Annotated in this window: 10 protein-coding genes and 1 tRNA gene; 4 read left to right on the top strand and 7 right to left on the bottom strand. The window is 51.9% G+C overall.

The genetic code is table 11. The features are described 5' to 3' along the window. Nucleotides 1-67 precede the first annotated feature (67 nt). A tRNA-Pro gene (locus tag H6F80_RS03445) sits at nt 68-141 on the bottom strand. 200 nt (nt 142-341) lie between these two features. Here H6F80_RS03445 and bioD point away from each other — a divergent pair. After that, the gene (gene bioD, locus H6F80_RS03440) at nt 342-1034 is read left to right on the top strand and encodes a dethiobiotin synthase (RefSeq protein ID WP_190790216.1); all 693 of its coding nucleotides are present in this window, start codon (nt 342-344) and stop codon (nt 1032-1034) included. A gap of 50 nt (nt 1035-1084) precedes the next feature. On the opposite strand, the gene H6F80_RS03435 is transcribed toward bioD, so the two are convergent. After that, nucleotides 1085-2122, bottom strand: coding sequence for an NADP(H)-dependent aldo-keto reductase (locus tag H6F80_RS03435; RefSeq protein ID WP_190790215.1), 1038 nt, complete (start codon nt 2120-2122; stop codon nt 1085-1087). Nucleotides 2123-2182: 60 nt separating this feature from the next. Beyond that, nucleotides 2183-4057 (bottom strand): hypothetical protein, encoded by a 1875-nt coding sequence (locus H6F80_RS03430; RefSeq protein WP_190790214.1) that lies wholly within the window; start codon nt 4055-4057, stop codon nt 2183-2185. A 116-nt stretch (nt 4058-4173) separates the two neighbouring features. Here H6F80_RS03430 and H6F80_RS03425 point away from each other — a divergent pair, with 116 nt between their 5' ends. Further along, nucleotides 4174-6060, top strand: a complete 1887-nt coding sequence (locus H6F80_RS03425; RefSeq protein ID WP_190790213.1) for a fatty acyl-AMP ligase — start codon at nt 4174-4176, stop codon at nt 6058-6060. A gap of 75 nt (nt 6061-6135) precedes the next feature. Beyond that, nucleotides 6136-7731, top strand: a complete 1596-nt coding sequence (locus tag H6F80_RS03420) for an alpha/beta hydrolase (protein WP_190790212.1) — start codon at nt 6136-6138, stop codon at nt 7729-7731. Here the strand turns inward: H6F80_RS03420 and H6F80_RS03415 are convergent. The 4 genes from H6F80_RS03415 to H6F80_RS03400 all read right to left on the bottom strand — a co-directional run bounded on the left by H6F80_RS03415 (nt 7724) and on the right by H6F80_RS03400 (nt 12258). Further along, nucleotides 7724-9463 carry a hypothetical protein gene (locus tag H6F80_RS03415; protein WP_190790211.1) on the bottom strand — a complete coding sequence of 580 codons (1740 nt, stop codon included), beginning with the start codon at nt 9461-9463 and terminating at the stop codon, nt 7724-7726. The genes H6F80_RS03420 and H6F80_RS03415 overlap by 8 nt on opposite strands. Before the next feature lie 81 nt (nt 9464-9544). Continuing rightward, a complete protein-coding gene (locus tag H6F80_RS03410; protein ID WP_190790210.1) occupies nt 9545-10378 on the bottom strand; it encodes an SDR family oxidoreductase in 834 nt (277 codons plus the stop codon). A gap of 1 nt (nt 10379) precedes the next feature. Next, complete coding sequence (locus H6F80_RS03405) at nt 10380-11036, bottom strand: SRPBCC family protein (protein ID WP_190790209.1); 657 nt, start codon at nt 11034-11036, stop codon at nt 10380-10382. Nucleotides 11037-11241: 205 nt separating this feature from the next. Further along, entirely contained in the window at nt 11242-12258 is a 1017-nt protein-coding gene (locus H6F80_RS03400; RefSeq protein ID WP_190790208.1) for a sensor histidine kinase, read from the bottom strand. A 185-nt stretch (nt 12259-12443) separates the two neighbouring features. On the opposite strand from H6F80_RS03400, the gene H6F80_RS03395 reads away from it, so the two are divergent. Beyond that, on the top strand, nt 12444-14066 hold the full coding sequence (locus H6F80_RS03395) for an FAD-dependent oxidoreductase (RefSeq protein ID WP_190790207.1): 1623 nt from the start codon (nt 12444-12446) through the stop codon (nt 14064-14066). Nucleotides 14067-14069: the final 3 nt, after the last annotated feature.

Here is a 14069-nt window from a genome sequence, read left to right as displayed (position 1 = left end):
AGAAATCCATCTGGGGTCGGTTTAGAGATTCTGCTTCCATGAATCCCTAATTTTTCCTAATCTTAAGTCGGGATGACAGGATTTGAACCTGCGGCATCCTGCTCCCAAAGCAGGCGCGCTACCAAGCTGCGCTACATCCCGAAGTTGCTTTTCTATTGTACCTTTATTGGGGACCGAAAAGCGGTATTGCGCGATGTGCCGATCGAAAATCTTTTACACGGTTTTCCTGATCCAATATTCCCCAAAACCCAATCGCATCGTTAAATGGAGATCAGCAGTCCTTTGCAGTAGCCATTGCGACAAAATTGCAAGACCCCACGCATCGTCCTTTGAGGGAACCCGTGTTAAACGCACTATTGATTACAGGCTCATCACTTGGCGCAGGAAAAACGGTATTGATTTCTGCCCTGGCTGCTTACTGGCAGCGTTATCTCAGCTCTCGATCGCTGGGCATCATCAAGCCGATCGACTGCGGAACGAATGACGCTCAATATTTTCAGCAGCAGTTTTCCCTGGAGCAATCCCCAGAGCAAACCAACCCGATTCGCTTTGAGGCAAGGCTCCCCGCCCCGATCGCAGCTTTGCGGGAGAATCAAAAAATTGAGTTAGAGAAAATTTGGCGATCGTTTAAATCGCTCAGCCAGCAAAAGGAGTTTGTGCTGCTGGAAGGGTTGGGCGGGCTCGGATCGCCACTCACCGCTGAGATGACTAATGCTGACCTCGCCTGGGATTGGCGGATTCCGGTCGTGCTGGTGGTTCCAGTGCAGCCAGGGGCGATCGCTCAAGCCGTCGCGAATGTTGCCCTTGCTAATCAATCACGAATTCACTTGAAAGGCATTGTGTTGAATTGTGTGCAGCCCTGCCACGCTCAAGAAATTGCGGATTGGGCATCGCCGGATCTGCTGCGATCGTTGACCCAAAAGCCCGTTTTAGGCTGCATTCCTCACATGAGCGACCCGACCGACACCAACAAACTAGCACAGGTCGCATCTCAGCTTTCCATTGAAGGTTTGTTGCCTTACTTAGCTGTTTAGGAAATCAGTGTTATGGGAATCAGCGTTGGCAACGGTCAGCGGTAGGGGGTTTAGGGCGCAGGATTGGGATAGCGTAACTGCACCGCCTCGATCTCTGCCAGCACTTCGCTGGAAAGCGTAATTTCTAAACTGCTCAGGTTTTCTCTCAGCTGATCGATCGACGTTGCCCCCACGATCGTACTGCTGACAAACCAGCGGCTTCGGACAAAGGCGATCGCCATTTGAGCAGGCGTCAGCTGATGTCGCTGAGCAATTTCAACATAGGCGGCAACTGCTTCAGAGACGTTTGGCTTCAGGTAGCGTTGCCCAAATCCGGCGAACCGAGTCAGGCGGGCTGCTTCAGGCGAGTGATGCAGGTATTTGCCTGTCAGACAGCCAAAGGCAAGCGGACTGTACGCCAGCAAACTGACTTGCTCTTGGTAGCAGGCTTCTGCCCAAGTCCAATCGAAAACGCGATTCAGCAGGTTATGGGCATTTTGAACTGAGACAGCTCTGGGTAACCCTAACTGATCTGCAACCTGGCAAAACTTCGTAATGCCCCAGGGGGTTTCGTTGCTCAAGCCGAGATAGCGAATCTTTCCTGCTTGAATGATTTCGGCAAAGGCGGCGAGCTGTTCTGCGATTGGCACGGTTTCTCGATCTTTGGCGGGGTCGAATTCAGTTTGTCCAAATAGGGGCGTGTAGCGATCGGGCCAGTGAACTTGGTAGAGGTCAATATAGTCGGTTTGCAGTCGGGTTAGGCTATCGTCGACGGCTTGCCGAATGTTAGTGCGATTGATTGCCTTTGCTCCATTCCGAATCCACTTCATGCCTCGACCCGGACCCGTAATTTTTGTGGCAATAATCCATCGATCGCGCGGCTGCCGCTTCAGCCATTCACCGATGTAGGATTCAGTTAGACCATAGGTTTCTGCCTGAGCTGGAACAGGATACATTTCGGCGGCATCAATAAAATTAATTCCCTGGTGGGTGGCATAGTCAAGCTGCTCATGTGCTTCTTCGATCGTGTTTTGCCGTCCAAAGGTCATTGTGCCTAGGCAAAGTTCTGAAACGCGCAGATCGCTGTTGCCGAGTGGGTTGTATTTCATCACTAAAGTGGATTGATGTCAGCTCAGTCGGAAGACAAAAATAAATCTACCCATATGCAGTCATGGATTATGAATTCCCACATCCCTTTCAGTTGCGCTGAGCAATCGAACGACGCACTGAGCATCAATAACTGTATCGGAATTTTCGGAAAAAATGGTGCATTGCTGGCTCAGCGTTTGCAAAATGGGCGGTTTACCAGGCTGAAATTGAGCCACGGCTTGGAGAACGTTCGATCGCATTGAGCGATTCATGAACCAGGGCTGTTTTAACAAATAATCTGAATCAAAACTTGTTGATGCAATAATCCATAAATTAATCTTGTATTTCTCAATCGTTCGTTTAACGTTTGATGCGTCAGAGCTGTACTGTGCCTGCACGATATCGTTGATGCGCTGCTGCATTGCCTGATAAAAACCGGAATGATAGGGCAACGCTAGCTCAGGACTAAACAAAACCGATCGCCGCGAGAATGCAGGAATATTGTCTGTGATAGGAGACAGAGAAGCAATCATGCTTGTTTTAGGCTGATTTGCCAGAAATGAATACAGGTTCGTTTCTTCAGCAATAATCCAACCCTGATTTGATAAAAAAAGAGGCGGAATGGCGGGTACGATGACGGCGACGATCGCAAATAAAACAACAAAAGCGATCATGATTCGATCGTGCGGATGGAGAAGACCCGCTTGCCGCAATCGAGAAACCCATTTCCAGCAGCGATCGATGAGGAAGGTGAGCGTGATGCCTGCGGCGATCGACATTACAACTCTGGAACTGTAAAAGGTGTAGCGACTGGGCAAATAAAGCAGCGGAAAAGTCAGATGCGCCAGTCCAAAGAGCCCCACGGAGGCAATCATCATCTGAGCCAGTATCTTAATTTCGGGTTGGAGGGCCGAAGCGATACGCCCTTTGCGATTTAAAACCAGCGGCAAGCCAATTGCAGTCCACAAAATCGGCGGAAATAGGGGAAGCCGCAGCCCACTCGCGCCGCCAAACCAGAACTGAAGCGGATTTACCCCAAAATAAGCTCGCCTGCCCCCCGGTTGGAATTCGGGCATCGATCGCATCTGTGCCGCGCTGAAAATCTCGCCAAAGGTGCTGGCATTCCCGGAGAAAAACAGCAGGATGATTCCGGTGAGAACCAGTCCCACCACTGCAAGCAGATAGCGCGATCGATCGCGGCTTAAACTCACTCTGCCATGCCGCCACGGAAGCAACTGAAGCCAGAGAACTCCCAGCGAAACGAGCATGATTTGCGGATAAAACAAGCCCTGCAAAATTAGCACAGACAAGCACCAGAAAGCCGGACTGCCCCCTAAATTCCCTAATTTGGGAGGACTTTGAAACACCGAAGAATCTTCGTTTAGCCCTGGAAGGCGATTCGCAAGGCTGTGACGATTCGCGGAATTAGAATCAGTTCTCCCCAAACCTTCTTTTAACTGGATCACGCTATCCAGAAACAAAATCAGCAGCAGATAGGCAAACGATCGCGGCGAGGCAGAAACCAGATCATCTTTACACCAAATATTCTGATTAAAAATCAGCACGGTCAGCAGTGGCGCAAGTGGATGGGGCAGCAGACGAAATGTCACGCGGTACAGAAAAATGCTGCTCATCAATGCCAGAATCAGGGGCAGCATGGCGGCAAGCGTCATTGGCTCAATGCTCAACTGGGCAGCCATCCAGTAGAAGGCACGAAATCCGATCGGCTGAATCGACTGATAATACTGAGCAATCAAATCATTCTGAAAAAGCTGGGGATCAAGCCACTGCTGAAGCCAAACCAGATGCAATCGCTGATCATCCTGCACGATCGAAGCATGGCTCAGCCGATATCCCGCTGACACCAGCCCAAAATAAAGCGGAATCAGCAAACTAATCCAGAACCCGCGCCGAGAACCAAACCCCTTCTGAGTCACTGCCACTGCTTCCGCCAAACCCAATTCCCCGCTAGACTAACTTCGATCGTCCCATCAATCTCCATCTCATCCACCGATCACCGAGCCACTCATCTACTCCTTACTCCTTGCCCTTCCCTCCCTCCTCGCGCCCCATGCTCCAACCCCCTGCCCCCACTCTGGTCGAATTACTTGCACTGCGGAGTCAGGCTCAACCTCAGGAAACTGCGTTTATTTTTCTCAAAGAGGGCAATGAAGCCGAGCGTATTACCTATGCTGCCTTAGATCGGCAGGCTCAGACGATCGCGGCTCAGCTCAGTGTCCTGGTCCCGTCCGGCAGTCGGGCCCTGCTGGTCTATCCCTATGATGGGGCGATCGATTTTATCAGCGCGTTTTTGGGGTGTTTGTATGCGGGTGTGGTTGCGGTACCCTGTCATCCGCCGCGCAATCGTCATGCGGTGTTTGACCTGTCTGCCCGATGCCAGGATGCAGGAGCAACGATCGTCCTCACCGCTCAATCCCTGGTAAACCGTCTCAAGCACCAGCTTCCGATCGAAGAACTGCAATGGCTGATTACTGCCACTCTATCTGACGATCTCGCTTCAAGCTGGACCGCGAAAACGATCGATTCCGATCAGCTTGCATTTCTGCAATATACCTCTGGCTCCACCGGGCAGCCCAAAGGCGTGATGATCACCCACGAATGCCTGATGCAGAACCAAAAAATGCTTCAGCTTGCGTTTGGTCATACCGCGCGATCGGTGGGGGTAGGCTGGCTACCTTTGTTTCACGATATGGGGCTGATTGGCAACGTGCTGCAAGCAATTTATCTGGGCGCGTCCTGCGTGCTGATGTCGCCGATCGACTTTGTGCAAAAACCCGTGCGCTGGCTTCAGGCAATTTCGCGCTATCGAGCTACCACCAGCGGCGCACCCAATTTTGCCTACGATTTGCTCTGCCGTCAGGTGACGGATGCTCAGCGACAGCAGCTTGACCTCAGTTCCTGGGAAGTGGCATTCACCGGAGCCGAACCCGTCCGCCTTGAGACGATCGATCGCTTTGCCCAAGTCTTTGCGGACTGCGGTTTTCGCCGAGAAGCGTTTTATCCTTGCTACGGCATGGCAGAGGCAACCCTGCTGATCACGGGCGGCAAAAAGAATGAACCGCCGATTGCCCGATCGATCGATGAAGCAGCCCTGGAGCAAAATCGCGTCGTGCAGGCTGAAGGCAAATCCCGGCGGGTGCGGTCGATCGTTTCCTGCGGGCAACCCTGGCTCGATGGCAAAATGCTGATCGTTGATCCGGTCACGCGAATTTGCTGTGCAGGTGAGGCTGCGCCGTTTCCCCTTCAAGATAATCGGGTGGGGGAAATTTGGGTGTCAGGTTCCGGTTTGGGCAAAGGCTACTGGAACCAGCCAGAGCTAACCGCTCAAACCTTTGGTGCAGTCCTGGCAGACGCAGCAGAAACAGCAGGCAAAGAAACTTTTCTGCGGACGGGCGATCTGGGCTTTATTCAGGACGGCGAACTGTTCATCACCGGACGGCTCAACGATGTCATGGTCTTCTGGGGATTCAATCACTATCCCGATCAGCTTGAGCAAACCGTTCAGGAGAGCCATCCTGCCTTTCGTACTAATAGCGGTGCGGCTTTCTCAGTTTCCGTCAACGGGGAAGATCGCCTCGTAATTGCTCAGGAGGTGGAACGCAGCTACCGCGATCGGCTCTCGATTAACGAAGTGGTTGAACTAATTCGCTGGCGATTGTTTCAGGAACACTTTGTTGATGTTTATGCGATCGTTCTGCTCAAACCCGGTAGCCTGCCCAAAACCCCCAGCGGCAAAATCCAGCGTCGCGCCTGTCGCACCCAATTTATCAACCAGCAATGGGAAGAGGAAAGTTTGGGAATTTGGCGATCGAACCCCGACCAGATCAGCGATATTTCTACCCTGATTCGCCGCTATCTCAATCCGTTGACGCACTTGAAACGATATATGGCTTTAGCAAAAGGACGGATCGAGCGAATGCGCCGAGTTTCCGAATGACTTCAAAAAGTAATCTAGAATGGGTTCGCGCTGTGAACTTTCAGTTACCCCTCCAATGATTTTCGATCGCGTCTCATGAAACGATTTGCCTTGCTGCTTGGTGTGCTTGCTCCCCTCTTGACCGCCTTTCCGGTACGGGCAGCAGAACGAATTTATTTCAACTACGGGCTATTGGGATTTTCGATCGAGGTCAAAGATCTGGAAACATTTGCCCAAAGCGGACAGGGAATTGATCGGTTGGGCTATCTGTCGGGGCTATTGAGCGGGCGCAAAACCCAGGTGCAGGACGCGCTGCAAACTCGCTATCAGGTTGATCCCACGATGGCGGCGCAGTTCAGCTATACGCGATCGGGCGAGCAGCTTTTGCAGGAAGCAGGCGACATTTTTCAAACGGCTTCTCGACAAAACGGAGCCTCCAGCCTTAGAGCAGCCCTGATTCTGGCAGCAGATGATTCGCAGGGGCTATCAGCAATTAATTTTCTGCGGCAGTTGCCCACCGATATGCGGATTGATGTAGGTCAGGCGTTCCGGCTAATGGGCTTAATTCGATCGCTGCTTCAGGAAACCGATCGGTTTGCGAGTGATCTGGAACAGCAGTCTGCAGCAATCGCACAGTCTGAAGCGATCGTGGATTGGTCGAAATTGCCCGATTTACGGCAGGCGGGAAACGTCGCTGTGCAAAAGCAAACCTTCACGGTTCAAGATGCCCAGCGAAATCGTTCGATTGTCACCGATCTGTATTTGCCAGATGCTGCGCAGCCTGTGCCGCTGATTGTGATCTCAAATGGACTGGGAGCCAGACGCGATCTGTTTGATGAACTGGCTCAGCAGCTTGCCTCCCACGGATTTGCCGTTGCTGTGCCTGAGCATCCGGGCAGCAATCGCGATCGCCTACTCGCGTTTTATCAGGGGCTACATCGCGAAAATTTTGACGCAACTGAATATGTTGATCGTCCGCGTGATGTCATAGTTTTGCTGGACGATTTGACTCGGCGCAATCAATCAGACTTGAACGATCGCCTCAACCTTCAGCAGGTGGGCGTATTCGGCTATTCCTTCGGCGGCACTACGGCTCTATCGCTGGCAGGCGCACAGTTCGATCGCGCTCAGCTTCAAGCGAACTGTCAAACGCAAAGGGCGATCATCAACATTTCGCTGCTGTATCAGTGCCGTGCCTTAGACCTGCCCCAGCTCGATCAAAATTTGCGCGACGATCGAATCAAAGCCATCTATCTATTTGTGCCGTTTGGTCGCAGCCTATTTGGACAGGCAGGACTGCGCGATGTCAAAGTGCCTGTCTTCTGGGAAGCCACCGATCAGGATATTCTCACGCCGCTGCTGGTTGAACAGTTGCCCGCTTACCGTCATCTGACCGCTCCCCAAAAATACCTTGCAGTTGCCAAAGGGTTACCCCACGCCCGCCTCACGCACGATACGCTGGGCGGCTTCACCAATCGCCAAACCCCCTGGAGCGAACTCAAACGCATCTCCCAAACCTATCACAGTGCCCTCACCGTCGCATTCTTCAAAACATACATTGTGCAAGATGAAACCTATCAGCCCTTTTTGCAGGCAAACTACACGCAGGTTTTGAGCGATCGAGCTTATCCGATCGGCTTAATTCAGGGGGAGATTGAAGGGAATGAGGCAGAGCTAGATTTTTCTAAGTAGGAGGGTGAGTGGGTGAGTAAGCTGCAATGATGCACTTTGTCTCTAATAAAATCGATCGCTCCGTTGAAACCACACCACAGTGATCACGCAATTGTCCGATCGCCGAAAGATTGCCCTGATGCATTTGATCGATCGCCTGCTGAACAATATTTTGAAAAGAACTGTGAATCAACCAATCCTGCATCAGATAATCCGGCGTGAATGCGTTGCGATCGACTAAGAGAAAATCAATGTGATGTTTTTGGATAAGCTGTTTTACTTCTTCTAGATTTGCCAGATATTGCAGTCGGATGAGATCGATCGTTCGTGCTTGAATCTGCTGATAATACTGGGGATGATGGGCAAGGGCAAATTCTCTTCCGGTGAGGGTCGATCGCTGAGCAAAGGCAGGTAAATTGTTTGCTTCAGGCGATAGCGAGGCAACGAGAGTTTGCTTGGGCTGCGTTCTGAGATACTCATACAACGCCGTCTCTTCTCCGATTACCCATCCCTGAAACTGGAAAAACAGCGCAGGAATCGCAGGCACAATCAGCACGATCGCCGCAGTAACAACCGCAATCCCGACTTTGAGTTTCAATTGCCAATCGCGCTGTTGCCGTCTTTGCTGAACCCATCGCCAACCCGTATCCATCAAAACGGTAAGAACAATGCCAGCGGCGATCGACAAAATAAACCGCAGCGTATGGTAGGTGTAGCGACTGGGAAAATGCAGCCTGAGCAGCAGCAAATGCGCCAGCAAAAAACAAACCAGCGAACTGATTAAAACTTGGCCCAAAAGGTTGACTTCTGGCGCGATCGATTTGACTAAAGGCAACCGCATTCTTTTAAGCAGCGGCAAACCCAATCCTGCCCAAATAATCGTCGGGAAAACTGGAATTCTCAGCCCGCTTCCTCCTTGAAGCCAAAACGCGATCGGACTCACGCCAAAATACTCGCTGCGTCCCCCCAATCCATACTCCGGCAACGATTGCATTTGTGCTGCGGTAATTGCACCTCCAAATTCGGAAGTTTTTAATAAAAAGGGCAGCAGCGTCAGCGTTCCAACAATCATGCCGCTGATCCAGAACAGGGACGCCCTCCGATCGCGGCTCAACCGAAAACGCCGATTTTCCCACCGCACCAGCCGAAGCGTCAGAATGCCAAGCTGAACCAGAACAAGCTGCGGAAAAAATAATCCCTGAAGGGCGATCGTAATCAAACCGGGAATGAGCGATTGACGCAGCAGGAAATACAGAAAAGCAGCAAAAATTGGATAAACAAAAGCCCTGGGCGTTGCAGAACTGAGATCATCATTTAGCCAAAGCTGCTGATTCAAAATTAAACTGCTGAGGCAGGCCTGAAGCGCAACTGGAAAAATAATCAGCGCAGTGCGATAGACATAATAAGTGGTAATTAAAGCCAACAATAGCGGTATGACTTTGGCAAAGGCGATCGGCTCAATCCCTCCCTGCGCCATAATCCAATACAGAAACCGATACCCCGCAGGCGCAACCGTGCCAAAATAACGCGCAATCCAATCCTGCTGAAATAAAGCCGGATCAACAAACTGCTGAAACCAGACTATATGCTGACGCGCATCATCCTGAATTACAAAAGGATGACCAAACGCAAACCACAGGGACCATGCACCAAAGTAAATCGGCACCAGCAAACTCAACAGTAGCCCAGTGACCTCAGGCGACGCATCCCCCCAAATCCTACGGTGTAGTCGTTTCAGTCGCCCAGACTCCATACCACCCGCTCACTTCAAAGTTCCTAAAGTTGGGGAATTCAGGGGGCAATATAGCTCACCCGCAACCCCTCCAACACCCGCTTACTTGCCCTCCCTCACCTGTCGCACAATTCGATCGAAATACCAGTTCAACCCCGGCGCAATCACACTATGCAGCTTCGCCAACACAGACATTTCTGTACCAGGGGCGATCGCAAATGCCCTCCGCTCAACCCCGGTGATAATTTCACGCGCAACCCCATCTGCGCTCCAAGTGTCTGCGGTCGCGGTAATCCGTTTGGTTTCGAGCGGTTTGGTTTTGTTTTCCTCTACCAGCTGAGGCGTATCCGTATCCGGTGGATACACGATCGCCACTCCGATCCCCATCGGTTTCAGCTCGCCCCGCAGCGACTCTGCCAATCCCCGCAGCGCAAACTTCGTCGGGCTGTAGGGCGTGTAGCCATAGATGCCGATTAGTCCTGCGCCAGAGGAAACCATTACCATCTGTCCTCGACGCTGAGCCGCCATTGCAGGCAGCACTGCCCGGATGCAGTAGAGCGACCCAAAATAGTTGATTGCCATCGTCTCTTCAAAAATCTCGATCGGCAATTCCTGAAAATATCCGGGATGGGCAATTCCGGCACAGGTCACAAGCAAATCGGGTGTGCCCAAAGCCTCGATCGCCTGCTGCATTGCCTGTTCTGCCTGGGCGCGATCGGAGACATCCGCTGAGTAGATGCAGACTTGCTGATTTGCATTAAGACATTGAGCAGTAATTTCCGCCTTTGCCTGGGTTAGCTTTGCGGAATTACGGGCGACGATCGCTACATTTGCTCCCTGTCGGACGAGACGCTGTGCCAGAGCTTTTCCAATGCCGCTTGATCCACCCGTGATAATCGCAATCTTTCCCGTCCAGTCCGATCGCGTTTGAGCCATATTAGCTACTCCGTCGCTCCATTTCCTGTTTTAGGGCAGCAAGCGTACTGGCAAGCGTGCTTTTGTAGATGTTGAAAAACAGTCCCCGCATGGGCGAAGACCCTGGATCAATTGCGACCTGATGTGTAATCAAAACCTGATTGTCTCCCCTTGGCTGAATGCGCCAAACCCCTTGTAGTGACTCAATATCGCCCTCTACCAGGCTAAAGGCAATCTGCTGCGGATAGCTCTCCACCGAAGAAAGTACTACCCGACTGCGACGCGTGAACGGAAACACCCGGATCACGTTCACCTGCTCAAACACTTTGCGGTTGCCGTCGCTTTGTAGTACTCGACTCTCAGCGATGCTGGGAATAAAAGACGAAAAACGATTGTAGTCGGTCAGCACGCTCCAGGCAGTTTGAACCGAAGTGCGAACTAAGACCTGCCCGGTAAAGTTGCCTTCTGATCCGGTCACGCTCACCCCAGCCTGAGCAATGTGGAATGGTTGCACTGCGATCGTGGCTGATTCAGAGCGGAAAACCGGACGCTGTGAAGCCGTTCTCGCTTCAGGATAATTGGCTGTGGCGGCGAGGGCAGGCGTGACGATCGCCAAACTGCTACAGACCAGACTACTGCTAATCAATCGCTGATTCAATTTCAGGGTGGGAAGCATCATGTCAATTCAGCATCAACCTTGGACAAAATTCAGTCTATTATGCGCTGCTCCTCCTTTTTGAGCAAATGCTAGCTTTCTTGCGGTTGAGCTGTTGGCGTTGCGGTTAAGGTGGGTGAAGCTTATCAGGGTTTATTCCTGATATCAGGAATAAACCCTGGCAGGCTGTCCCCGCATTGATCAACCCGGTTGCTTTTGCAGCGTTCTTTTAAAGAGTCGTCGCAAGCGGCAATACACACCGAATTCGAGTGATGCCCTCCTGCGAGTTCGCCGAACGCTCGCCAGAAATCACCGGGGTTTCCAGCAGCATGAGCTGTCCGCCCATGAGTTCTAAAATCGATCGCTGCGTTAAAAGCCTCAGTCCGATCGAGGGGGGAATCGGCGATCGACTCAGAGCGAGTAGCGTACTTTCCTTATCGATGGCCTGCTTGGTCTCGCCCTTCATCCGTGACAGTTGATCGGTTCCTTCGAAGTTGTGCAAAGTGTCAATCAATTCCTGCCAGCACTCTGCCGGACGCTGATCGGTGATTTCAATCTGGGCAGTCTCCGAAAGAATGTGAGTCGTGACTCGCACAAAACCCTGCTGCATAACGCTCAGCGGCATATCCACCAGATGTAGCAAAACCTGTTTCAGCCGTCGTTCATCTGCCAGAACCATAACCGACGGATCAGGAAGCTGAATCTCAAGCTGCAAGTTGCGGTTTTTTGCTTGGAGCTGCGTTGCCTGCTTAACCGATGCCAAAATGTCCTGGAGAGAGGCTGGAGCTAAATGCAAACGGGCAGTATTCTGCACAAGCTGCGAGACGTGAATCAGCTCATCCATCAAACCCAGCATTTTCTGAGCGGCGGCGTGTGCCTGCGCGACAAAATCTCGCTCCTCTGCTGGGCTGTCGCACAGGTCAGACAAAATAAGCTGATGCAGGCTGATTACGCTATTAATGGGCGATCGTAGCTCGTGGGAAGTCCGTGCCAGAAAGCCTGCCTGAAACTGCGCCATTTCGATCGCCATTTGATGCGCCAGACGAGTTTGGTCAAGTTCTGCTTTGAGTGCCTGAATCTCGGCTTCATAGCGTTCGGCTTGTTCCGATTGGTTTTGTTCCGATTGGTTTTGTTTCGATTGGTTTTGTTCCGATTGGTTTTGTTCCGATTGGCCTTGTCCGGCTTGCGCTAAGGGAGAGTCTGGAGGTTGAAGGGCTGGATCAGCGTTCGGGGCATTTGCTTTCATAGATTCCTTTACACCTAAATTTGTTTAAGCCAAATTTGAGCAATGCCAAATAAAATCACGATTTCTAAAAATTCTGCAGGTTTGACCGATCGCTTAAGTTAGGGTGTGCCTGAGTAAGTGCGTCAAAATCCGTAGAATCTGCAGAACGATGCGTTTCTTTTCCTATCCCATTAAAGACCGTAACTATGACCTCTGGAACCCCTTCCGTAATCCGCACCTATGATTTCATCGGTTTTGGCGACGAAATTCCCGGTATTCTGGCATTGATTGCAGCCGCAAGAGAATATCGGCGACGCATCGGTAATTTCCCGCGCTCTCTGCTGATGTTGAAGGGTAACTCGAAGCAGGGCATCGGCGGACATCTGGTTAGGGGCGGGCTGGCTTATCTCGATCGCAGTCAGATTCCACTCAGCCTGCGTAATTACCTGAACCTGCCTGATTTTGGAGAGCCGCCTGCCTTATACAAAGAGTTTTTAAACAAAACTGGGGTAGACAAAGTCGCGCTAGATAGGTGGCGGGCAGATGCAGTGCTGCGGCAAATGCTGCGCGAAGCCGGGGTGGATATTCTCAGCGGGGTGGCGATCGAGTCAGTCACTAAAGAAGGTTCACGGCTGCGCGGCATTCGGGCTCAGAACGGCGAAGTGTATGTTGCTCAGTATTTTATCGATTCCACGGTCAACGCAGAGCTAGCGCAGGCAGCAGGAGTGCCAAAGCTGCCCGGATTCGGCACGTTGGGCTTACCCGAGTCGGAGCTATCAGTTTCGCTCGTGTTTGAAACCGAGGGGCTAAGCCCGTCTACCCTGAAGCAAATCGAGCTGGAATATATCAAGCGATTCAGCAATCCATCGGATACCGAGGCACAACGCTATCTCAATGCCGCAACCGACGGCGATTCAGCGCTCGCAAACCTGCTGCGGCTAGAACTGGTCGATCAGTTTGGCAAACCGAAATCGATGTGGATCGGTTCAGATTATATTGACATCCCGACCAAGGCCCTCTCGATCGCCTACCATGCCTATCGCGGTACTAAGCTATCGCTAAAGGAAAGTTTCTCCATTCTCGACAATGCCAACGTTGCGCGGATGCCCAATGATCGGCTCGTCTGGAACGCGCTGCTGTTTTGGGTGACAGCGGCCGAAGCTGAGAATCTGGCGCGATCGGGCGCGAAACCGACCCCCGCTATGCTACAGGAAATGACGTTTATCGATCGCTGGTTTAGAAGCCTGGGAGCAACGCAAGTGCGATCGATGCCTGAACTCTATATTCGTCACGCAGGCAATATTACCGATGCCGTCCAGCCCCTGAGCGGCACTCAGATGCTTGTGGGCGGCATTCCCACCGCAGAAGCTCTGGGAACCTTTGGCTACCACTTTGATATTCGCGGCGGCATTGATGGACTGAAGGCGCGCGCCCAGGAAAAAGGAGTGGGATTGAAGGATTACCTGCTGGAGAAGGGCAGTCAGCAACTTCACTTTCAGCAGCCGCTATTCAATGTGGGAATGCGTCATGCGATCGCTAAAAGTGTGCCTAACTTAGCCGTCGTCAGTCCGGCTTCTGGATTTGTGGGACTGGCAAGCTCAGCAGGGCGCATTGTCGAATTTAATGCGGGTGTCGGTCAGGCGATCGGCATTGCGGCAACGCTCGCCCTTCTATCTAAACGGACGCTAGCACAAATCACAAACTCAGAAGTGCGATCGGTTTTGATTGAAACTGGCAAACTTCCCCGTCTCTATCCGCTCGTCTATAACAAAGAAGCAGAGCGACTGAGACAACTCGAACAGGCACTTGCCCTGGCTCCCGCTTCGTGAATC

It is taken from the genome of Leptolyngbya sp. FACHB-711, assembly GCF_014695615.1.
GTDB lineage: Bacteria > Cyanobacteriota > Cyanobacteriia > Elainellales > Elainellaceae > Leptolyngbya_A.
The sequence above is the reverse complement of the archived record's forward strand: the minus strand, read 5'-3'. Positions and strand labels throughout refer to the sequence as shown.